We start from the raw sequence: 19,105 nt of genomic DNA, 5'->3' as shown, positions 1-19,105 counted from the left end.
TCACTGTCCTTCCCGGTCGGATACGACCGAAGCGTATCGATTCCCACCCTGTGAGCCGTCCACGGAGGCATGACCGCCGGTGGACCCGAAGCCCCCTTCGGCCCGCGCAGAACCTGGAAGCTCCGCCACCTCGTGGAAGCGCACCTTCTCGATCTGCTGGACGACCAGTTGGGCGATCCGGTCGAACCGTTCGAACCGCACGCTCTCGCGCGGGTCCAGATTGACCACGATCACCTTGATCTCTCCACGGTACCCGGCATCCACCGTCCCCGGGGCATTCACGAGAGCCACGCCGCAGCGGGCCGCGAGCCCGGAGCGCGGGTGCACGAACGCGGCATAGCCGTCGGGCAGCGCGATGGACACGCCCGTGGGCAGGACGGCCCGCTCGCCGGGGGCGAGTTCCGCGGCCTCGGTGGTCACCAGATCGGCGCCGGCGTCGCCGGGATGCGCGTACGAGGGCAGCGGTACGTCCGGGTCGGTCCGGCGGATCAGTACGTCAATGGGGGCGGCGGGGACAGGGCTCATGGGTTCACCTCAAAGGCGCGGGCGCGCCTGACCTGGTCGGGATCGGCCATCGCGTCCACGATCTCCTTCGTGCGGCCGTTGTCGACGAAGTGGTCGAGCTTGACCTCGATGAAGAGGGCTTCGGCCCGGACCGCGACGGGCCCTTCGGGACCGCCGGTCCTGCCGGTGGCGGCGCAGTAGATCTTCCGGCCGTGTACGGCGGTGACCTCGGCCTGCAGATACAGCACCGAACCCACGGGGACCGGCCTGACGAAGTCGGTCGACAGCTTGCCGGTCACCGCGATCACCCGCAGCAGCCAGTTCAGCGAGCCGAGCGTCTCGTCGAGCGCGGTGGCCAGGATGCCGCCGTGGGCGAGCCCCGGGGCGCCCTGGTGGGCGGGGCTGACCGTGAACTCGGCGGTGATGCTGACGCCCTCGCCCGCGCGGGCCTGAAGACGCAGTCCGTGCGGCTGTGCCTCGCCGCAGCCGAAACAGTGCTCGTAGTGCGGACCGAGCAGTTCACCGGGGGCCGGCGCGTCAGGATGGCGTACGGGCGCCACGGCATCGGCCGGAGGTGTCACGGCCGAAGAACCGGCCGGGGATCCGGGGGACTCTCCCCGCGATGGCACGTTACTCACGGATCCAGACCTTACCCGCGCGGCCGGGCCCGGGCGGCACCATGCCAAGCTTGCCTCCATGGAGCCCACCGCCACACGCTACGACGAACGTCTCACCGCCCCCCGTTCCTGGTGGGGCATAGCCGCTCTCATCGCCGTGGCCGGCGGCATCATCCTGCTGCCGCTGGGGCCGCTGCCGCTGCTCGGCGGGCTGATCGGCGCGGGAGCGATCGCGGCGGCGGGAGTCTCGTCGTACGGCTCCGCGCGGGTCCGGGTGGTGGCTGATTCACTGGTGGCGGGTGACGCCAGAATCCCGGTGTCGGCGCTCGGCGCCGCCGAGGTGCTCGACGCCGAGGAGGCGCGGGCCTGGCGGCTGCACAAGGCCGACCCACGCGCCTTCATGCTGCTGCGCAGCTACGTCCCGACGGCACTGCGGGTGGAGATCACCGACCCCGACGACCCGACGCCGTACGTCTATGTGTCGACCCGCGACCCGCGGGCGCTCGCGGCCGCGCTCGACGCCGTACGGGCCGCCTGACCGGCTGCCGTACGGGCCGTCCGACGGCCTTACTCCAGCTCCTTGGGGAGACCGGGCGGAAGCTCCCTGGGCTGCTCCAGTGAGGGCAGCTCGGGCAGCTCCGACCAGGGGATCTGCCGCGTCCGCAGGTCCGCGCGTACGCGGTCGGCGACCTTCTTGGTGTCGCGGCGGTTCATCATGGCGCCGACGGCGGCGCCGATCATGAACGGGACCAGGTTCGGAAGGCTGCGGACCGTGCGCTTCATGATCTGCTGGCGCAGCTCGCGCTTCATCTGCCCGCCGAGCGCGACGTTGAGGGTCGTCGGTTTGGTGATGTCGACCCCTCGCTCCTCGGTCCACGAGACGAGATACGCGACGCTGCGCTCCCTCAGGGTGCCGGGCGCCCGGAGGCCGTAGACCTCGTGCAGTTCCGCGATGAGCTTCAGCTCGATCGCGGCGACCGCGGTGATCTCGGCGGCCAGCTCGGCCGGCATCGCGGGCGGTACGGGCAGCATCGCGGCCGCGCCGATACCGGCGCCCACCGTGGAGCTGCTGTTCGCCGCGCCCGCGACCAGTTTGTCCGCCAGCTCCTCGGGTCCGAGGAGAGGGAACTGTGTGCGCAGGGTCGCCAGATCGCGCACCGGGATCCGAGGAGCGTTCTCGATGATCCGGTCGGCGATGTGGCCGAGCCCCGCCTTGGCGCTGGCGCCTCCTTTGCGTACCCCCCGTTTGACGGCGTCCAGGCGACGGCCCTTGGTCGGAGGGTCGTCGTGGGCGCCGCGGTCGTCCTGCTCGTTCACCTCATGGCCGCTCTCGACTGCTGCGAGCGAGGCCGTGAGGCCCCGCTCGTCGTCGTGCGCGCCGGGACGGTGCGCGAGGGCGGAGTGCTCGGCAGGGGGCTGAGTGCCTTCTGCCGGGCCTGTGCCGCCCTCGTACGCCTCCGGTGAACCCTTCCGCCGGAAGCGCCGTTTCCGGGACGGTGTGTCGCCTGCCACGGCGGACCCGGCCTAGTCGCAGTCGCGGCAGATCGGCTGACCGTTCTTCTCCCTGGCCAGCTGGGAGCGGTGGTGCACGAGGAAGCAGCTCATGCAGGTGAACTCATCGGCCTGCCTGGGCAGGACCCGTACGGACAACTCCTCGTTGGAGAGGTCCGCGCCGGGCAGTTCGAGCCCTTCTGCCTGCTCGAACTCGTCGACGTCGACCGCTGAAGTCGACTTGTCGTTCCGACGGGCCTTCAGTTCCTCAAGGCTGTCCTGATCGACGTCGTCATCGGTCTTGCGTGGGGTGTCGTAATCCGTTGCCATGTCGCTCTCCCCCTCTGGGTTGCTGTGGTGTCTCCAGCGCACGTAACGCGTGAGAGGCCGGACTTGTGCCCGACCTGAGGCGGAGATTTTGCCTCACATCAAGGTCTGTTACTCAATCGACACCCAACCGCACTCGTGCCGAGCACTCGGCGTCAGGTGGCGAATGGACCGTACACGGTCCCGATATCGCACTTCACGGGCGTCACCCCGTGTACTTCCCGTGATCCCGACCGCGGGAAACCCGGACGTTTACCGGCTTTCCGGCCGCGGCTTGATCACGGTGGGTACATAGGCGGGAATTCGACCCTGTGATCGATCACACATGTTCCAGCCGGATACTGGGCTCGAAAATTCCGCGCAAAGCGAACAAAGCATTGCGTGCCGGAACATGCGGCGAGCAGCATGTCAGACCGGGAGGGTGACACGCATCACGAGTCCACCCCCCTCGCGAGGTTCGGCGATAATACGGCCGCCGTGCGCGCGGGCGACGGAACGGACGATCGACAGACCAAGGCCCACACCCTTGTCACTGCCGGTCCGCTCGGTGCGCAGCCGCCGAAACGGCTCGAACAAATTATCGATCTCGTACGCGGGAACAATGGGACCTGTGTTCGAAACCACCAGGACCGCCTGACCCGGCTGAAGCTCCGTGGTGACCTCCACCCAGCCGCCCTCGCGGATGTTGTAGCGAACCGCGTTCTGCACCAGGTTCAGGGCGATCCGCTCCAGCAGGACACCGTTGCCCTGGACGACCGCGGGGACGCAGTCCGCGCGGATCTCCACGCCGCCGCTCTGTGCCTCAGCCAGTTCCTGGTCCACCGCACGGGTGGCGACCTCGGCGAGGTCGACCGGCTTGCGCTCCACGATCTGGTTGTCGCTGCGGGCGAGCAGCAGCAGGCCCTCCACCAGCTGCTCGCTGCGCTCGTTGGTGGCCAGCAGCGTCTTGCCGAGCTGCTGGAGCTCGGTGGGCGCCCCCGGGTCGGAGAGATGGACCTCCAGCAGGGTGCGGTTGATCGCCAGCGGTGTACGCAGCTCGTGCGAGGCGTTGGCGACGAAGCGCTGCTGGGCCGTGAAGGCACGCTCCAGGCGCTCCAGCATCTCGTCGAAGGTGTCCGCCAGCTCCTTCAGCTCGTCGTCGGGGCCGTCCAGCTCGATCCGGCGCGCCAGGTCGGAGCCGACCACGCGGCGCGCGGTACGGGTGATCCGGCCCAGCGGCGACAGGACCCGGCCCGCCATCGCGTACCCGAAGGCGAACGCGATGATGCTGAGGCCGACCAGCGCGAAGAGCGACCGGCTGAGCAGATCGTCCAGCGCCTGGGCGCGCTGGTGGTTGACGCAGCTGTTCATGGCTTCGTTGAACTGGTCGGGCTCCGCGTTGACCGGGAAGTTGCAGACGCTGCTCTTGACCTGACCGCTCACGATCTTGAACGGCAGCTCGCTGCCCACGTGCAGGGCCTGCGCGGCCAGCAGATAGATGATCGAGAGCAGCAGGATGCCGGCGATCAGGAACATCCCGCCGTACAGCAGCGTCAGACGTATCCGGATCGTCGGGCGTACCCAGGGAAGCGTCTGGTCGGGGCGCCTGGGGTCCCAGGTCGGCTTCGGAGGCGCCGCGGGGGGCGCGGGGGAGGCTGCCACCCGGATCAGATCCGGTAGCCGGAGCCGGGCACCGTGACGATCACGGGTGGCTCACTGAGCTTCCTGCGCAGTGTCATCACCGTCACCCGTACGACGTTGGTGAACGGGTCGGTGTTCTCGTCCCAGGCCTTCTCCAGCAGCTGCTCGGCCGAGACCACCGCGCCTTCGCTGCGCATCAGCACCTCCAGCACCGCGAACTCCTTGGGGGCCAGCTGGATCTCCCTGCCCTCGCGGAAGACCTCACGGCGGTTGGGGTCGAGCTTGATGCCCGAGCGCTCCAGGACGGGGGGCAGCGGCACGGTGGTACGGCGGCCGAGGGCACGCACGCGGGCGGTCAGCTCGCTGAAGGCGAAGGGCTTCGGGAGGTAGTCGTCCGCGCCGAGCTCCAGACCCTCAACGCGATCGCTCACGTCTCCGGAGGCGGTGAGCATGAGGACCCGGGTGGGCATCCCCAGTTCGACGATCCTGCGGCACACGTCGTCGCCGTGGACCACGGGGAGGTCGCGGTCGAGCACCACCACGTCGTAGTCGTTGACCCCGATCCGCTCCAGGGCGGCTCCGCCGTCGTACACGACGTCCACGGCCATGGCCTCCCGGCGCAGTCCGGTGGCCACCGCATCGGCGAGCAGTTGCTCGTCCTCGACGACGAGTACGCGCACGTCGCTGTTCCTTCCGCTGGGCCCCGGTCCGCCCGTGATCATGGGATCCGGTCGTCAGGGCAGGTAGTAGCACTGCATGTGCGCCCCCATCCTGCCCGTTACGCCCATAAACCGGCGGTAAGACAATGCCGGGCCACCGGCACCCCCGGGAATGAACTTGATTCTTTGATGAGTTGAGGTTTCTCGAACACCGACCGGGGGGATGACGACTTCACACCAGAGATCACGCCCCTTACGTGGCATGTCGTAGTCCGTACCGTTTTTCCAGAAGCGGTGGGTGCGTGATCAACCGCCGTCGGCACACCCCCGTGCCACAGACCGCGACGTCGGCACAGCCCCGTGCCACCGACTCACGCCGAGGGGGCGCAATGGACGCATTCACCGCAGGACTCATGCAGCGCATACAGGCCACGGAAACAGACCTCACACGGGCCCGTGAGACGGGCGACGACTTCCTCGCGGACGTCGAGCAGGAAGAGCTGGAGGATCTCCGCCGGCTCGCCGCGGAGCATGGCGTGGAGGTCGGCGCCGCGAGCGTCTGACCAGCACACCTGATACACGACGGAGCCGCGCGACCACTTGATCCACACGTAGCGGACCCCGGTGCCGAGGGGAAGGCACCGGGGTCCTCTGTGCTCCGGGCGTATCCCGGCGCTCCCCGTGGAGAGGCCGGCCGGGGGTCAGTCGTGCCAGGCGCCGTACTCCTCCAGCAGAGCCCGCAGCGGCTCGAAGACGCCCGGCGAGGCCGCCACCGCGAGTTCGCCGCTCGGCCGGTCTCCCGGACGGCCGCCGGTCAGCGCGCCCGCCTCGCGGGCGATCAGGTCACCTGCGGCGAGGTCCCAGGGGAACAGGCCGCGTTCGAAGTAGCCGTCGAGCCGGCCGGCGGCGACATCGCACAGGTCGACGGCGGCGGAGCCGCCGCGCCTGATGTCCCGCAGCTGCGGGATCAGCCGCTGGGCCACCGCCGCCTGGTGGGCGCGGACCGTGGTGACGTAGTTGAAGCCGGTCGACACCAGGGCCTGGTCCAGCGGAGGAGAGGGACGGCAGCCGACCGGACGGTCGTTCAGGAACGCGCCTCCGCCCAGCACGGCGCGGAAGGTCTCCCCCCGCATCGGGATCTCGACCACCCCGGCCAGTGTCTCGCCGTCGCGCTCCGCGGCGATCGAGACGGACCACGTCGGCAGCCCGTAGAGATAATTGACCGTGCCGTCCAGCGGGTCGATGACCCAGCGCACCCCGCTGCTGCCCTTCGCGCTCGCGCCCTCCTCGCCCAGGAAGCCGTCGTCGGGGCGCTGTTCACTCAGATAGGTGGTGATCAGCTTCTCGGCGGCGATGTCCATCTCGGTGACGACATCGATGGGACTCGATTTCGTGGCCGCGACCGCCAGGTCGTCGGGGCGGCCGTCGCGCAGCAGCGCCCCGGCCCTGCGAGCGGCTTCCAGGGCGAGGGAGAGCAGTTCGGACTTCAGTGTCTCGTCGTTCTGCGAACCGCCGGACGGCAGGTCGGACGAGGCGTCGGTGGGTACGTCGGACACGGCAGGGCTCCTTCAGGCGTACGGGCTGTCGGCGCCCGCGGCGGCGGGCCTGGGGGCGCGGGCCGGGCAGCAGCCGACCGGGCAGACGTCATGGCTCGCGCCGAGCGCGCCCAGCGCGCAGCGTTCCGCCGAACGCCCCTGCTCGGTGGCGGCGCGTTCGAGCACGAGGTCGCGCACGGCGGCGGCGAAGCGCGGGTCCGCGCCGACCGTCGCCGAACGGCGTACGGGCAGGCCGAGTTCCGCCGCCTTGGCGGTCGCCTCGGTGTCGAGGTCGTACAGGACTTCCATATGGTCGGAGACGAACCCGATGGGGGCCATCACCACCGCGGGAACGCCCTCACCGTGCAGCGTCTCCAGGTGGTCGCAGATGTCCGGCTCCAGCCACGGGATGTGCGGGGCGCCGCTGCGCGACTGGTAGACGAGGCTCCAGGGGTGAGCGACGCCGGTCTCCTCCCGTACGGCTTCCGCGATCAGCCGGGCGGCCTCGAGGTGCTGCGCCACGTAGGCGCCGCCCTCTCCGTGTTCCTCCGCGGGCCCCGACGTGTCGGCCGCCGTCTCCGGGATGGAGTGCGTGGTGAAGGCGATCCGCGCCCCGGCGCGCACGTCCTCGGGCAGATCCATGAGCGAGGCGAGGACACCCTCGGTCATGGGACGCAGGAAACCGGGGTGGTTGAAGTAGTGCCGCAGCTTGTCGACCCGCGGCAGCTCAAGGCCTTCGGCCTCCAGGGTGGCGAGAGCGTCGGCGAGGTTCTCGCGGTACTGGCGGCAGCCCGAGTACGAGGCGTACGCGCTGGTGGCGAGGACCGCGATACGGCGCCGGCCGTCCGCGACCATCTCGCGCAGGGTGTCGGTGAGATACGGCGCCCAGTTGCGGTTGCCCCAGTAGACCGGCAGGTCCACGCCGTGTGACGCGAAGTCCTCGCGCAGCGCCGCCAGCAGGGCGCGGTTCTGTTCGTTGATCGGGCTGATCCCGTCGAACAGGAAGTAATGCTTCCCCACTTCCTTGAGCCGCTCCTTGGGGATTCCGCGCCCCCTGGTCACGTTCTCCAGGAACGGAACCACGTCGTCCGGGCCCTCGGGCCCGCCGAAGGACAGCAGGAGCAAGGCGTCATAGGGGGAAGTCGCAGGCTGTTCGCGCATGTTTCCGATCCTGCCATCCGCCTCACTCGTTCGGTGAACCAGGCAGCGGCCGGGAAGCGCGGCCGTAAGCTGTCGCCACTTCATTCATTCCTTACCGGAGTGGCCGATGATGCCCAGTCCCTATCGCGCGATCTTTGCCGCGCCCGGCACAAAAGGTTTCAGCGCGGCCGGTCTTGTCGGCAGGATGCCGCTGTCCATGGCCGGCATCGGCATCGTGACAATGATCGCCCAGCTCACCGGCAGTTACAGCCTCGCCGGCGCCCTCTCCGCCACGCTGGCGATGTCGGCCGCCGTGCTGGGCCCGCAGATCTCCCGGCTCGTCGACCTGCACGGCCAGCGGCGGGTACTGCGCCCCGCCGCGCTCGTCGCGGTGACGGCGGTGCTGGGGCTGCTGATCTGCGCCCATCAGCGGGCCCCGCAGTGGACGTACTTCGTCTTCGCCGCGGGTGCGGGCTGCGTACCGAGCGTGGGCTCGATGGTGCGGGCCCGCTGGGCCGAGATCTACCGGGGCTCACCGCGCCAGCTGCACGCCGCGTATTCGTGGGAGTCGATCGTCGAGGAGGTGTGCTTCATCTTCGGCCCGATCATTTCCGTCGGGCTCTCCACCTCCTGGTTCCCGGAGTCGGGCCCACTGCTCGCGGCGGCCTTCCTGGTCGTCGGTGTCCTCTGGCTGACGGCCCAGCGCGCCACCGAACCCGTACCGCAGCCGCGCGAGCAGCACGTGCCCGGCTCCGCGCTCCGCTCCCCCGCGCTGCGGGTGCTCGTGATCACGTTCGTGGCGACGGGCGCCATATTCGGCGCGGTCGACGTGGTGACGGTCGCCTTCGCCCAGGAGCGGGGAGAGACGGCCGCGGCGAGCCTGGTGCTGGCGATATACGCCTTCGGGTCCTGCCTGGCCGGGGCGGTGTTCGGGCTGCTCCAGCTCAAGGGCGCGGCCTCACGACGGTGGCTGGTGGGCGTCTGTGCGATGGCCGTGAGTATGATCCCCCTCCAACTGGCCGGGAGCCTCATGTTCTTGGCCGTGGCGCTCTTTGTCTCCGGCCTGGCCGTCGCACCCACGATGGTGACGACCATGGCCCTGGTCGAGGCGCACGTACCGCGCACCAATCTGACCGAGGGCATGACCTGGACCAGTACCGGGCTCGCGGTCGGCGTGGCGCTCGGCTCCTCGGCCGCCGGCCAGGTGGTCGACGTGGCCGGTGCGGCTGCGGGGTACGCGGTCCCTGCGGCGGCGGGAGCCGTCGCGGCCGTGGTGGCGTTCCTGGGGTATCGCCGGCTGCTGGAGCCGGCCGCTGTTCAGGGAGGGCACGGGGCGTATGGCCAGAACCCACACGGAGACACCAGCCAGGAACACATGGCGTAACTGGGCGGGGAACGTCTCGGCGCGCCCCGCCCGCGTGGTGTCCCCCGCGACCGTCGCGGAGCTTGTCCACACCGTGCGCAGGGCGGCCAACGACGGGCTCAGGGTCAAAGCCGTCGGCACGGGCCACTCCTTCACCGCAGCCGCGGCCACCGACGGGGTGCTCGTACGGCCCGAACTGCTCACCGGCATCCGGGAGATCGACCGCGAAGCCTGGACCGTGACCGTGGAGGCGGGCACTCCACTCAAAAGGCTGAACGCGGCGCTGGCCAGGGTGGGGCTCTCGCTCACGAACATGGGCGACATCATGGATCAGACCGTCGCCGGAGCCACCTCCACCGGCACCCACGGCACCGGTCGCGACTCGGCCTCCATCGCCGCTCAGATCCGTGCGATGGAACTCGTCACGGCGGACGGTTCCGTGCTCCGGTGCTCCTCCGGCGAGAACCCGGAGATATTCGCCGCCGCCAGGATCGGGCTCGGCGCGCTCGGGGTGATCAGCGCGATCACCTTCGCCGTGGAGCCGGTGTTCCTGCTGACGGCCCACGAGGGACCGATGACCTTCGATCAGGTCACGTCCGAGTTCGAGGCCCTCGTCGCGGAGAACGAGCACTTCGAATTTTACTGGTTTCCGCACACCGACAACTGCAACATCAAGCGCAACAACCGCACCGTGGGGCCCGCGGCTCCGCCGGGCCGGGTCAGCGGCTGGATAGAGGACGAATTCCTCTCCAACGGCCTTCTCCAGGTGGCCAGTTCGGTGGGTCTGGCCGTGCCGATGGCTGTGCCGGCCCTCGCCAAGCTCTCCAGTCGGGCGCTCTCCGCCCGCACATACACCGACATCCCGTACAAGGTCTTCACGTCTCCGCGCCGGGTGCGCTTCGTGGAGATGGAGTACGCCGTCCCGCGCGAGACCGCAGTCGCCGCACTCCGCGAGGTCAAGGCGATGGTTGAGCGCTCACCGCTCCGGGTGAGTTTCCCGGTGGAGGTACGGACGGCTCCGGCCGACGACATCCCGCTCTCGACGGCGTCCGGCCGCGCGACCGCGTACATCGCCGTACATCTCTACCGGGGCACGCCGTACCGCGCCTACTTCACAGCGGTGGAGCAGATCATGACCGCGCACGGCGGCAGGCCGCACTGGGGCAAGATCCACACCCGGGACGCGGCCCAGCTGGCCGGCGCCTACCCGCGCTTCGCGGAGTTCGCGGCGATACGGGACCGGCTGGACCCGGACCGGCGGTTCGGCAACGACTACCTGCGGCGCGTGCTCGGCGACTGAGACGTCCGAGGCGACCGACCGGGACGCGGTCCGCTCCCCGCCGGACTCCGCCCAGCCCGACTCGCGTCTCGCCGGCCTCGGCGTCTCACTCTCCGGCCGGCTGTTGCTCCGCCGTGCCGGATCCGGCGCCCGGGGTGTTCGCGCCTCCGCCGCTGTCACCGCCCGTACCGCCGCCGCTCGCGCCACCGTTCGCACCGCCGCCCGCCGGGTCGCCCGGCGTGCTCGGGTCGCTCGGGGCGGAGGGGGCCGGCGCGGGAGCCGACGGCGAGGGCGCGGTGCCGCCCGGGGAGTGCGAGGGCCGGGGTGTCAGCGGTGCCTGCGGTTCGCCGCCGTTCTGCCCCGTCCCCGCGGAGTGCCCGCCGTCCGGCGTACGGCTCGGTTCCGTACCACCACCGTGGCCCGGGGTCCCGTCCTGGTCCCGGTCCGTGTCCGGTGTGGAGCCGTGGTCCTGGGAAGGCGCGGATCCCCCGCCGCCCCCGCCGACGACGGAACCGACGGTCGTGCCCCTGCCGCCGCCGACCTCCTGGCCAGAGGCCAGTTCGAAGGCCGTGATGCCGATCATCGCCACCAGGAAGACGACAACGGCCGCCAGAGCGGGCCGCTTCCAGCCGCGCACCCGGGTGCCGTGCGTTGTCGCCTCGCTGAACTCGCCGTCCCCGAATTCTCCGTTCGGGGACGTCACCGGCGGAAGCGGCCCGGTCAGCACGGACGTCTCGCCGCCGGTGTTCCGTACGGGTATCCGGCGGCCGCCCGGTTTCGCCTGGACCGTGACCACACGGATCTGTTCACCGGTGCGCCGGAACAGATGCTGGAAGACCGAGCCTCCACAGGTGGCGACCACGCTGACCACACCCGCGCCGATGATCGTGCCGTACACACCCAGCCGGGACGCGAGCACCGCCGCCGCGACGGCCGCGAGCGCGCTGCCCGCCACCTGCGGCAGGCTCAGGTCGAATCTCCGACTCGGGGCCTTTGCCCCGACTTCAGCGTGTTCCGTACCGCTGTCCGGCTTCTGTCGCATCTCCCGCCCCTGCTTACCCATCTGTCACAGCGTGCACCAAGAGTGCACGGATGGGCGAAGCGAAGAGTTCCGTTTCGGTGGATTGTGTGAAGCGCAACACCGGCTTCCGGCCCTCCGCAAGGGTCAACTCCCGTAGCCGGCGTGAACTTCGGCGGCGCGCCGCTCCACCCGGATGGTCCAAATGGAGTACTGTGGCGAGCCCTGGGGCCGGACTCTCTCGCGGGTGTCCGGGACCTACGGAAGGGGGCCGGAAATGGCACTCGACCGGCGGGGCCATGGCACCGTACAGGCACCTGCTGCACAGAGTGACCAGGTCCGTCACTCCGCGTCGCAAACAGGTACCGTGTCATAACGGCGATCCAGGAGCCCTGCCCGACACGCCGGGCAATACGGCAAGGTTGTGGCAGGCTGAACCCGGGCAGGCCACACTCGACTAGCGGAAGCAGCGACGCACGTGACGTCGGCAGGCACCACCCGGGAGGTCCCCATGCCCGAACTGCGTGTCGTGGCCGTCTCCAACGACGGCACACGACTGGTGCTCAAGGCTGCGGACAGCACGGAGTACACGCTGCCGATCGATGAGCGGCTGCGCGCTGCTGTGCGCAATGACCGCGCCCGTCTCGGCCAGATCGAGATCGAGGTGGAGAGCCATCTCCGGCCTCGTGACATCCAGGCGCGGATAAGAGCCGGTGCCTCCGCCGAGGAGGTCGCGCAGCAGGCCGGGATCCCGGTGGACCGGGTGCGGCGCTTCGAGGGACCGGTGCTCGCCGAGCGTGCCTTCATGGCCGAGCGCGCCAGGAAGACGGCTGTCCGGCGGCCCGGCGAGAACGCGGGCCCCCAGCTCGGTGAGGCCGTACAGGAGCGTCTGACCCTGCGTGGCGCCGCCAGGGAGACCGTCCAGTGGGACTCCTGGCGCCGTGACGACGGGACGTGGGAAGTCCTGCTCGTCTACCTCGTCGCGGGCGAGCCGCACTCCGCCAGCTGGACGTACGACCCGCCCCGGCGGCTCGTCCAGGCCGTCGACGACGAGGCGCGCGCGCTGATCGGCGACACCGACGACCTGGTCGCGAAAGAGCCGAGCTTCCCGTTCGTTCCGCGGATCGCACGGCTGCCGCGCGACCGGGCGCTGGACCGCTCTGCCGACCGGCCCTCCGCGTCGGACCCGGACGAGCTGGGCGAGCGCGATTCCCTGACGAGCCTGCTGGAGGCCGTGCCGAGCTTCCGCGGTGACCTGGTGGTGCCCGAGCGGCCGTCGCCGTCCGATCCGCAGGACATGGACCCGGCGGAGGAGCCGGAGGACGAGGAACCCATCGCGCCCGCGGCCTCGGCAGGTGCGGGAGCGGCATACGCGGACGTCCTGATGCCGCGCTCCGTGGCCGGCCACCGCGACCGGCTCACGGGCACGACGGACCGTCAGGCGGAGGCGGACGGGGTACGCCCGGGCCGTCGCGCGGCGGTGCCGAGCTGGGACGAGATCGTCTTCGGCACGCGCCGCAAGAAACAGGAGTAATTCGTTCGTGTAGTACGCGGAGAGGCCCGGTAGTACACGGAGGGGTCCGGCACCCGCCGTACGGGCCCCTCCGCGTACCTTCTGGAGGCGCGCGCATTTACTGCGGGTCGGGGCCCTTCGCCACCGGGCGGGACTCGTCCGAGGACCACTCCGACCAGGACCCCGCGTACAGAGCGGCCGGAATACCGGCGATCGCCAGGGCCAGCACCTCGTGTGCGCCCGAGACGCCGGAGCCGCAGTAGACGCCGACCTCGGTGCCGGTGGCGCCCAGAGCCTCGAAGCGTGCCGCGAGTTCCTTGGGGCTGAGGAAGCTGCCGTTTCCAGCCACATTCTCCGTCGTGGGCGCCGAGACCGCGCCGGGGATGTGACCGCCGACCCGGTCGATCGGTTCGACGTCCCCGCGGTAGCGCTCGGCGGCCCGCGCGTCCAGCAGCAGTCCTTCGCGGGCCAGCGCGGCCGCTCCGTCCGCGTCGAGCAACGGGAGCGCGCCGGGAACCGGGGTGAACGTCCCCTCGGCGGGGGCGGGTTCCTCGGTGGACAGCGGGCCCGTCCAGTGCGCGAGACCGCCGTCCAGGACGCGGACGTCCTCGTGGCCCGACCAGCGCAGCAGCCACCAGGCGCGGGCCGCCGCCCAGCTCTGGCCACCGTCGTAGATCACCACAGGACGGTCCGAGGAGACCCCCGCGCGCCGCATGACCGCGCCGAAGGCGGCCGTGTCGGGCAGCGGGTGGCGGCCGCCCCTGCCCGCCTGACCCGCCAGTTCCGTGTCGAGGTCGACGTAGACGGCGCCGGGCAGGTGCCCGGCCTCGTACGCGGGCCTGCCGTGCGGCCCGCCCAGCTGCCAGCGGATGTCGAGCAGTACGGGCGGACGCGGTCCCGCCAACTCGCTCGCGAGTTCGGATGCGGTGATGATGGCTGTCATAGGGGTCATCCTCGCGCACGGACAGCACCGGGAAGGACAGGACCTGTCGCCTGTCAAACGGGTGGTAAACACCCGAGCCGGATCCCGCCAAAAGCGGCGCGGCCGCGACGCGCCCGCCGACACCGAGTGGAAGCATCTGCCCGGGGCGGGGCACCAGCGCGTTCCAGGCCCGTCCCCGGCCCCGCACGGCCGCCACGATGGTCCGAGGAGAGAAGACGATGACCCAGGCAGCGATCCGGCGCAGACCAGGTACCCCTTGCTGGGTGAGTCTGATGGTGCACGGACTCGCCGAGACGGAGGATTTCTACAGCGCGCTGTTCGGCTGGTCGTTCGTGCCCGGCCCCGAGCAGCTCGGGCCGTACGTCCGGGCGAAGCTCGACGGCGCGGACGTGGCCGGAATCGGTGAGCTGCCGGCGGGACGGCGGCTGCCCATCGTCTGGATGACGTATCTGGCGACGGACGACGCGGACAAGACGGCCGAGACCATCAGGAGCTGCGGTGGCACGGTCGGAGTCGGACCGCTCGACGCGCAGGACGCGGGACGGATGGCCATAGCGTCCGACCCCTCGGGCGCGGTCTTCGGGATCTGGCAGGCGTGGGCGCACACCGGCACGGCGATCGCCGGGGCCCACGGCACCCCCGTCTGGAACGAACTGGTCACGCCCGACACGTCGACGGTCGCCCGGTTCTACCAGGCGGTCTTCGGCTACGACCTGGCGGCCGCGGCCGACCCCGGCGCCGATTTCGTGGCACTGCGGCTGGACGACGCACCGGTGGCTTCCCTGCGCGGCGCGGGCAACTCCCTTTCCGGCGAGCTGGGTTCACACTGGATGACCTCGTTCGAGGTCGACGACACCGACGCGGCCGCGCGACTGGTCACCGAGCTGGGCGGCCGGGTGATCCGGCCGCCCGGGGACACGGAGGACGGACGGACGGCAACGGTCGCGGACCCGGAGGGCGCGGTCTTCACACTCGTACGCTCGGCCGCCCGCTGACGCGGACGGCCCACCGGCTCATGCAGCCGGACCACCCCCGGCGCCCGGCAGGAGACGGCCGTTCATCCCCGGCCGCTGCTCCGCCCCGGGCGCCGGGGCTGCGGGGAACTCCGGGGATCACCGGCTGACCCGCGTGCCCGCTCCCGCCTCGTAGGACGCGCGGGCGGCGACGATCTCGTCCATGTGCTCGACCGACCAGCGCTTGAGCATGTCGAGCGGCTCGCCCAAGGTCTCGCCCAGCGGGGTCAGTTCGTACACGACCCTCGGCGGGACCTCGGGATGCACCGTGCGGAGCACCAGGCCGTCCCGTTCAAGAGAGCGGAGCGTCTGGGTGAGCATCTTCTCGCTCACTCCGTCGACCCGCTTCCGCAGAGCGGTGAACCGCTGCGGCCCCGCCGCGGCCAGCTCGCCGAGCACCAGCACCGTCCACTTGTCGCCGATCCGGTCGAGCACGTCCCGGCTCGGGCATCCTCGTTCGTAGGGATCCCATGAAATGTCCGCTGCGTCCTCGGTCATACTGTCCACTATGCCATCACTCTCCAATCGGTGGCTACCTTACTTAAAAGTGGCCACTTCCTTTTAGAGAGTAATGGCGGTCTACTGGTCGGCGGGACGGTCGCACGGAACGCCCCCCGCTACCTGTGAAGGAGATCTGCCATGTCCACAGTCGTCACCGGTGCCACCGGCCAGCTCGGCCGCCTTGCCGTCGAAGCGCTGCTGCGCCGGGGAGTACAGCCCTCCGAGATCGTGGCCACCGGCCGCGACATCGCGAAGATCAAGGACCTGGCCGACCGGGGCGTCACCGTGCGCCGGGCCGATTTCAGCGATCCCGACAGCCTGACCTCGGCGTTCGAGGGCGCGACCAAGCTCCTGCTCGTCTCCACCGACGCGGTCGGCGAGCGGGCCGCGAACCACCGCCGCGCCATCGACGCCGCCAAGGCGGCAGGCGTGTCCACGCTGGTCTACACGAGCATCTCGAACATCGACTCCGCCACCATGAAGCTCGCCGACGAGCACCGGGAGACGGAGCAGTACCTGAGCACCGCGGGAGTCCCGTTCGTCCTCCTGCGCAACGGCTGGTACCTGGAGAACTACACCGACCAGCTCGCCACGTACCTCCAGTACGGCGCCGTCACGGGCAGCGCGGGCGAGGGCCGGGTCAGCGCCGCGACCCGGGCCGACTTCGCGGACGCCGCCGCGGCCGTTCTGACCACGGAGGGCCACACGGGCGCCGTGTACGAACTCGGCGGCGACCAGGCGTTCACGCTGTCCGAGCTGGCCGCGGAGGTCTCCAGGGCCTCGGGCCGGGAGATCGTCTACAACGACCTTCCCGTCGCGGACTTCACGCAGCTGCTGATCGGCGCCGGCCTTCCCGCGCCGTTCGCCGAGGTACTGGCGGACGCCGACCTCGGACTCGGCCGCGGTGAACTGCTCGTCGAGAGCGGCGATCTCAGCCGCCTCACCGGCCGCCCCACCACGACCCTCACGGAAGCGCTCACCGCGGCACTGGCCCGCATCGACGCCTCCTGAGGACGGCCCGCGGGCGCGTGCGGTCCCCCGGCCCTCAGCCCGCGGTGACCGGCAGCACGTCCGGCGAGAGCGCCCCGGCCCGGGCGCTCTTGCTGGTCATCCTGCGCTGGTGATGCCGTCGGCACAGGACCTCGTACCCGACCTCGGCCGACGGCTGGTGGACGTCCCCGACCACCACCTGGGCGCCCTCGACCACCATCACCCCGCCCACGGTGCGCGCGTTGTGCGTGGCGCGGGCGCCGCACCAGCACAGCGCCTCGACCTGAAGCGCCTCTATGCGGTCGGCCAGTTCCATCAGGCGCTGGGAACCGGGGAAGAGCTTCGTACGGAAGTCGGTGGTGATGCCGAAGGCGAAGACGTCCAGGTCGAGGTCGTCGACGATACGGGCGAGCTGGTCGATCTGGCCGGGGGCGAGGAACTGCGCCTCGTCCACGATCACATAGTCCGCCCGGCCGCCGCGGCTGATCTGGTCGACCAGGTAGGCGTAGAGGTCCATGCTCTCGTCGGCCTCGACCGCGTCGGTGACCAGGCCGAGACGAGAGGACAACTTGCCCTCGCCCGCCCGGTCGTCCCGGGTGAAGATCACGCCTTGGAGACCACGAGCCGAACGGTTATGTCCGATTTGCAGTGCCAAAGTACTCTTCCCGCAATCCATCGTTCCGGAGAAAAATACCAATTCGGACATCAGTGGGGGGTGGCCTTTCGGAGTGGTTCCAGGGGGCTACGAGCGTACTTCGAGAAGAGGTACGAGCTGTTCGACGGGGGTCATCGAACCGTGCACCCCCACCATCTCCGATTCGCGCGGCTCCAGACGGGACGCGGTGACCATCACATCGTCGTGGGCCGCCGCGACGACATCGCCGATCCGCGGGCGCACCCGGTCGTCCACCGATCCGGGTGGCCCGAACCAGCCCGCCTCGATCGCCTCGTCGCGCCCAGCCACCCAGAACTGTTCGCCCAGCACCTCGCGCCAGACGGTGAGGACATCGGCCTCCGCACCCGGTACGGCGTAGACATGGCGGGCCCGGCCCTCGCCGCCCAGCAGGGCGACCCCGGCCTTCAGCTCCCAGTCCTCGTCGAAGTCGATGCGCGACTGCTCGTCGAAGGGGATGTCGATCATGCCGTGGTCCGCGGTGATGTACAGCGCGGTCCTGGGCGGCAGTTGCTCGGCCAGCCGCTGGGCGAGCCGGTCCGCGTACATGAGTTGACCGCGCCAGGCGTCCGAGTCGACGCCGAAGCGGTGGCCGTTGCTGTCGACCTCGCTGTAGTACGTGTAGACCAGCGACCTGTCCCCGCCGGCGAGTTGCGCCGCCGCCAGGTCCATCCGCTCGTCGCCGGAGAGCCGGCCGTGGAAGGTGCCGCCGCTCAGGGCGATCTTGGTGAGCGGGGTGTGCTGGAAGATCGGCGACGACACCTGCGCGGTGTGGACACCGGCCGCGTCGGCGAGCTGGAAGACGGTGGGGTACGGCTGCCAGACGTGCGGCTCGGTCCACGGCTTCCAGCGGAGCTGGTTCATCAGCGCGCCGGTTCCGGGGTCACGGACGGTGTATCCGGCCAGGCCGTGCGCGCCGGGCGGCAGTCCCGTGCCGACGGAGCCGAGGGACGAGGCGGTGGTGGCCGGGAAGCCGGCGGTGATCGGACGGCCCGTGCCACCGCGCGAGGTGCCGAGGAGCGAGGCGAGGAAAGGTGCCTCGTCCGCGTGGTTCTTGATCTGCTCCCAGCCGAGTCCGTCGATCAGGAAGACGCAGTTCCGGTCCGCGGGGGTCAGTTCGGCGATGGCCGCGGTCATCCCGGGCACTCCCTGGCCCGCGGCGAGCGTCGGCAGCAGGTCGGCGAGCGAGCCGCTGCCGTACTCGGGCAGTGGCGCGGTGGAGAGGCCGAGCGGGACGGGGTCCTGCCAGGCCGCGGTCTGCGCCCAGGGTTGCGCGGCCATCAGCGGCCGGTCGACGCGGTGGCCGCGGTGGCCTCGGAGAGGGACTGCGCGAACGCCAGCGTCTGCCGTACCGCGTCCGGGCCGTCACCCGCCTCGCTGACCCGCAGGCTCAGGTCGTCGGCGGTGGAACTGCCCGTATAGCCGTGGTCCGCCTCGCAGTTGGGGTCACCGCAGGCGGCGGGTTCGAGATCGATACGGGACACGGCGCCCCAGCCGATGGTGAGGACGACCTCACGCGGCAGGGTGCCGGGGGTGTACGACTCGGGGTTGGCGACCACACGGCTGACCACGACGGACGAGATCCGGTCGAGCTTGACCGACTCGGTGGAGGTCGTGGCGTACGGCGTCGGGGAGCTGGTGTCCGCGGCCTGTTCGTCGGTGTGGCTCACGATGAAGCGATGAGCCGTCAGGACCAGGACCGTGACGTGCCTGCGCACCTCGTTGGAGTCGAAAGTGGTCTCCTGATGCACCAGGTACGACGCGATCGGCTCGCCACCGACAGCGGCTTCCACCGCTTCGGCCACGAGAGCCGGGTAGTAGCCGCTGCGCTCGATCGCCGTGCGCAGCCCCTGGGTCGTCGTACCGGTCTTCGCCATGGGCTCCATCCTACGGTGACCGGATGGCTCCGCAGACCCCCT

Annotated in this window: 21 protein-coding genes; 7 read left to right on the top strand and 14 right to left on the bottom strand. The window is 70.5% G+C overall.

The features are described 5' to 3' along the window. Positions 1-525, bottom strand: a complete 525-nt coding sequence (gene dut / locus ACIP6N_RS00585; protein ID WP_401811701.1) for a dUTP diphosphatase — start codon at positions 523-525, stop codon at positions 1-3. After that, positions 522-1,142, bottom strand: coding sequence for a PaaI family thioesterase (locus tag ACIP6N_RS00580; protein WP_401811700.1), 621 nt, complete (start codon positions 1,140-1,142; stop codon positions 522-524). The genes dut and ACIP6N_RS00580 overlap by 4 nt, the downstream gene beginning before the upstream one ends. Positions 1,143-1,200: 58 nt before the next feature. Here ACIP6N_RS00580 and ACIP6N_RS00575 point away from each other — a divergent pair, with 58 nt between their 5' ends. Next, positions 1,201-1,659, top strand: coding sequence for a DUF3093 domain-containing protein (locus ACIP6N_RS00575; RefSeq protein WP_401811698.1), 459 nt, complete (start codon positions 1,201-1,203; stop codon positions 1,657-1,659). A gap of 29 nt (positions 1,660-1,688) precedes the next feature. Here the strand turns inward: ACIP6N_RS00575 and ACIP6N_RS00570 are convergent, their stop codons facing one another. The 4 genes from ACIP6N_RS00570 to ACIP6N_RS00555 form a co-directional block, all read right to left on the bottom strand. Further along, positions 1,689-2,633 (bottom strand): hypothetical protein, encoded by a 945-nt coding sequence (locus ACIP6N_RS00570; RefSeq protein ID WP_401811696.1) that lies wholly within the window; start codon positions 2,631-2,633, stop codon positions 1,689-1,691. 12 nt (positions 2,634-2,645) lie between these two features. Then, positions 2,646-2,942, bottom strand: coding sequence for a DUF4193 domain-containing protein (locus ACIP6N_RS00565; RefSeq protein ID WP_030350183.1), 297 nt, complete (start codon positions 2,940-2,942; stop codon positions 2,646-2,648). A gap of 405 nt (positions 2,943-3,347) precedes the next feature. Then, positions 3,348-4,580 carry a sensor histidine kinase gene (locus ACIP6N_RS00560; RefSeq protein WP_401811694.1) on the bottom strand — a complete coding sequence of 411 codons (1,233 nt, stop codon included), beginning with the start codon at positions 4,578-4,580 and terminating at the stop codon, positions 3,348-3,350. Positions 4,581-4,585: 5 nt separating this feature from the next. Then, a complete protein-coding gene (locus ACIP6N_RS00555) occupies positions 4,586-5,239 on the bottom strand; it encodes a response regulator transcription factor (protein WP_401811692.1) in 654 nt (217 codons plus the stop codon). Positions 5,240-5,607: 368 nt separating this feature from the next. Here ACIP6N_RS00555 and ACIP6N_RS00550 point away from each other — a divergent pair, with 368 nt between their 5' ends. After that, complete coding sequence (locus ACIP6N_RS00550) at positions 5,608-5,781, top strand: hypothetical protein (protein ID WP_401811690.1); 174 nt, start codon at positions 5,608-5,610, stop codon at positions 5,779-5,781. Between the two features lie 138 nt (positions 5,782-5,919). On the opposite strand, the gene ACIP6N_RS00545 is transcribed toward ACIP6N_RS00550, so the two are convergent. Together ACIP6N_RS00545 and ACIP6N_RS00540 are read right to left on the bottom strand one after the other, a co-directional pair. Then, complete coding sequence (locus ACIP6N_RS00545; RefSeq protein WP_401812582.1) at positions 5,920-6,741, bottom strand: inositol monophosphatase family protein; 822 nt, start codon at positions 6,739-6,741, stop codon at positions 5,920-5,922. 45 nt (positions 6,742-6,786) lie between these two features. Next, entirely contained in the window at positions 6,787-7,914 is a 1,128-nt protein-coding gene (locus ACIP6N_RS00540; RefSeq protein ID WP_401811689.1) for a ferrochelatase, read from the bottom strand. A 109-nt stretch (positions 7,915-8,023) separates the two neighbouring features. Between ACIP6N_RS00540 and ACIP6N_RS00535 the strand changes: the two genes are divergently transcribed. Then, the gene (locus ACIP6N_RS00535) at positions 8,024-9,277 is read left to right on the top strand and encodes an MFS transporter (RefSeq protein WP_401811687.1); all 1,254 of its coding nucleotides are present in this window, start codon (positions 8,024-8,026) and stop codon (positions 9,275-9,277) included. Next, complete coding sequence (locus ACIP6N_RS00530) at positions 9,231-10,556, top strand: D-arabinono-1,4-lactone oxidase (protein WP_401811685.1); 1,326 nt, start codon at positions 9,231-9,233, stop codon at positions 10,554-10,556. The genes ACIP6N_RS00535 and ACIP6N_RS00530 overlap by 47 nt, the downstream gene beginning before the upstream one ends. A gap of 85 nt (positions 10,557-10,641) precedes the next feature. Here the strand turns inward: ACIP6N_RS00530 and ACIP6N_RS00525 are convergent, their stop codons facing one another. Beyond that, the gene (locus ACIP6N_RS00525; RefSeq protein ID WP_401811683.1) at positions 10,642-11,577 is read right to left on the bottom strand and encodes a hypothetical protein; all 936 of its coding nucleotides are present in this window, start codon (positions 11,575-11,577) and stop codon (positions 10,642-10,644) included. Between the two features lie 454 nt (positions 11,578-12,031). Between ACIP6N_RS00525 and sepH the strand changes: the two genes are divergently transcribed. Further along, the gene (gene sepH, locus ACIP6N_RS00520) at positions 12,032-13,087 is read left to right on the top strand and encodes a septation protein SepH (protein ID WP_401811681.1); all 1,056 of its coding nucleotides are present in this window, start codon (positions 12,032-12,034) and stop codon (positions 13,085-13,087) included. A 97-nt stretch (positions 13,088-13,184) separates the two neighbouring features. Here the strand turns inward: sepH and ACIP6N_RS00515 are convergent, their stop codons facing one another. After that, positions 13,185-14,009, bottom strand: coding sequence for a sulfurtransferase (locus ACIP6N_RS00515; RefSeq protein ID WP_401811679.1), 825 nt, complete (start codon positions 14,007-14,009; stop codon positions 13,185-13,187). Between the two features lie 218 nt (positions 14,010-14,227). On the opposite strand from ACIP6N_RS00515, the gene ACIP6N_RS00510 reads away from it, so the two are divergent. Beyond that, positions 14,228-15,004, top strand: a complete 777-nt coding sequence (locus ACIP6N_RS00510) for a VOC family protein (protein WP_401811678.1) — start codon at positions 14,228-14,230, stop codon at positions 15,002-15,004. Between the two features lie 117 nt (positions 15,005-15,121). On the opposite strand, the gene ACIP6N_RS00505 is transcribed toward ACIP6N_RS00510, so the two are convergent. Further along, positions 15,122-15,520 carry a winged helix-turn-helix transcriptional regulator gene (locus ACIP6N_RS00505; RefSeq protein ID WP_401811676.1) on the bottom strand — a complete coding sequence of 133 codons (399 nt, stop codon included), beginning with the start codon at positions 15,518-15,520 and terminating at the stop codon, positions 15,122-15,124. Positions 15,521-15,661: 141 nt separating this feature from the next. Here ACIP6N_RS00505 and ACIP6N_RS00500 point away from each other — a divergent pair, with 141 nt between their 5' ends. Continuing rightward, positions 15,662-16,534 carry an SDR family oxidoreductase gene (locus ACIP6N_RS00500; protein WP_401811674.1) on the top strand — a complete coding sequence of 291 codons (873 nt, stop codon included), beginning with the start codon at positions 15,662-15,664 and terminating at the stop codon, positions 16,532-16,534. Between the two features lie 34 nt (positions 16,535-16,568). Here ACIP6N_RS00500 and ACIP6N_RS00495 read toward each other — a convergent pair whose 3' ends face one another. Genes ACIP6N_RS00495 through ACIP6N_RS00485 form a run of 3 tightly spaced genes read right to left on the bottom strand, consistent with a single transcriptional unit; the run spans position 16,569 to position 19,063 of the window. Then, the gene (locus ACIP6N_RS00495) at positions 16,569-17,219 is read right to left on the bottom strand and encodes a thymidine kinase (protein ID WP_401811673.1); all 651 of its coding nucleotides are present in this window, start codon (positions 17,217-17,219) and stop codon (positions 16,569-16,571) included. Positions 17,220-17,255: 36 nt separating this feature from the next. Next, a complete protein-coding gene (locus ACIP6N_RS00490; protein ID WP_401811672.1) occupies positions 17,256-18,467 on the bottom strand; it encodes an alkaline phosphatase family protein in 1,212 nt (403 codons plus the stop codon). Then, positions 18,467-19,063, bottom strand: a complete 597-nt coding sequence (locus ACIP6N_RS00485) for a DUF5998 family protein (RefSeq protein WP_401811671.1) — start codon at positions 19,061-19,063, stop codon at positions 18,467-18,469. Before ACIP6N_RS00485 ends, ACIP6N_RS00490 begins: the two co-directional genes overlap by 1 nt. Between the last annotated feature and the right edge of the window lie 42 nt (positions 19,064-19,105).

Origin of the sequence: Streptomyces sp. NPDC088725 (genome assembly GCF_044751305.1) — a bacterium.
Lineage (GTDB): Bacteria > Actinomycetota > Actinomycetes > Streptomycetales > Streptomycetaceae > Streptomyces.
Note: the sequence above shows the minus strand (reverse complement) of the source record. Positions and strands in the feature narration are given on the sequence as shown.

Excerpts from the sequence above, each read along its gene's own strand:
- ACIP6N_RS00500 (WP_401811674.1), top strand. The coding sequence starts at position 15,662 with ATGTCCACAGTCGTCACCGGTGCCACCGGCCAGCTCGGCCGCCTTGCC.
- ACIP6N_RS00515 (WP_401811679.1), bottom strand. The coding sequence starts at position 14,009 with ATGACAGCCATCATCACCGCATCCGAACTCGCGAGCGAGTTGGCGGGA.
- ACIP6N_RS00565 (WP_030350183.1), bottom strand. The coding sequence starts at position 2,942 with ATGGCAACGGATTACGACACCCCACGCAAGACCGATGACGACGTCGAT.
- ACIP6N_RS00490 (WP_401811672.1), bottom strand. The coding sequence starts at position 18,467 with ATGGCCGCGCAACCCTGGGCGCAGACCGCGGCCTGGCAGGACCCCGTC.
- ACIP6N_RS00530 (WP_401811685.1), top strand. The coding sequence starts at position 9,231 with ATGGCCAGAACCCACACGGAGACACCAGCCAGGAACACATGGCGTAAC.
- ACIP6N_RS00525 (WP_401811683.1), bottom strand. The coding sequence starts at position 11,577 with ATGCGACAGAAGCCGGACAGCGGTACGGAACACGCTGAAGTCGGGGCA.
- dut (WP_401811701.1), bottom strand. The coding sequence starts at position 525 with ATGAGCCCTGTCCCCGCCGCCCCCATTGACGTACTGATCCGCCGGACC.
- ACIP6N_RS00485 (WP_401811671.1), bottom strand. The coding sequence starts at position 19,063 with ATGGCGAAGACCGGTACGACGACCCAGGGGCTGCGCACGGCGATCGAG.
- ACIP6N_RS00510 (WP_401811678.1), top strand. The coding sequence starts at position 14,228 with ATGACCCAGGCAGCGATCCGGCGCAGACCAGGTACCCCTTGCTGGGTG.
- ACIP6N_RS00505 (WP_401811676.1), bottom strand. The coding sequence starts at position 15,520 with ATGACCGAGGACGCAGCGGACATTTCATGGGATCCCTACGAACGAGGA.
- ACIP6N_RS00550 (WP_401811690.1), top strand. The coding sequence starts at position 5,608 with ATGGACGCATTCACCGCAGGACTCATGCAGCGCATACAGGCCACGGAA.
- ACIP6N_RS00535 (WP_401811687.1), top strand. The coding sequence starts at position 8,024 with ATGCCCAGTCCCTATCGCGCGATCTTTGCCGCGCCCGGCACAAAAGGT.
- ACIP6N_RS00540 (WP_401811689.1), bottom strand. The coding sequence starts at position 7,914 with ATGCGCGAACAGCCTGCGACTTCCCCCTATGACGCCTTGCTCCTGCTG.
- ACIP6N_RS00495 (WP_401811673.1), bottom strand. The coding sequence starts at position 17,219 with ATGTCCGAATTGGTATTTTTCTCCGGAACGATGGATTGCGGGAAGAGT.
- ACIP6N_RS00575 (WP_401811698.1), top strand. The coding sequence starts at position 1,201 with ATGGAGCCCACCGCCACACGCTACGACGAACGTCTCACCGCCCCCCGT.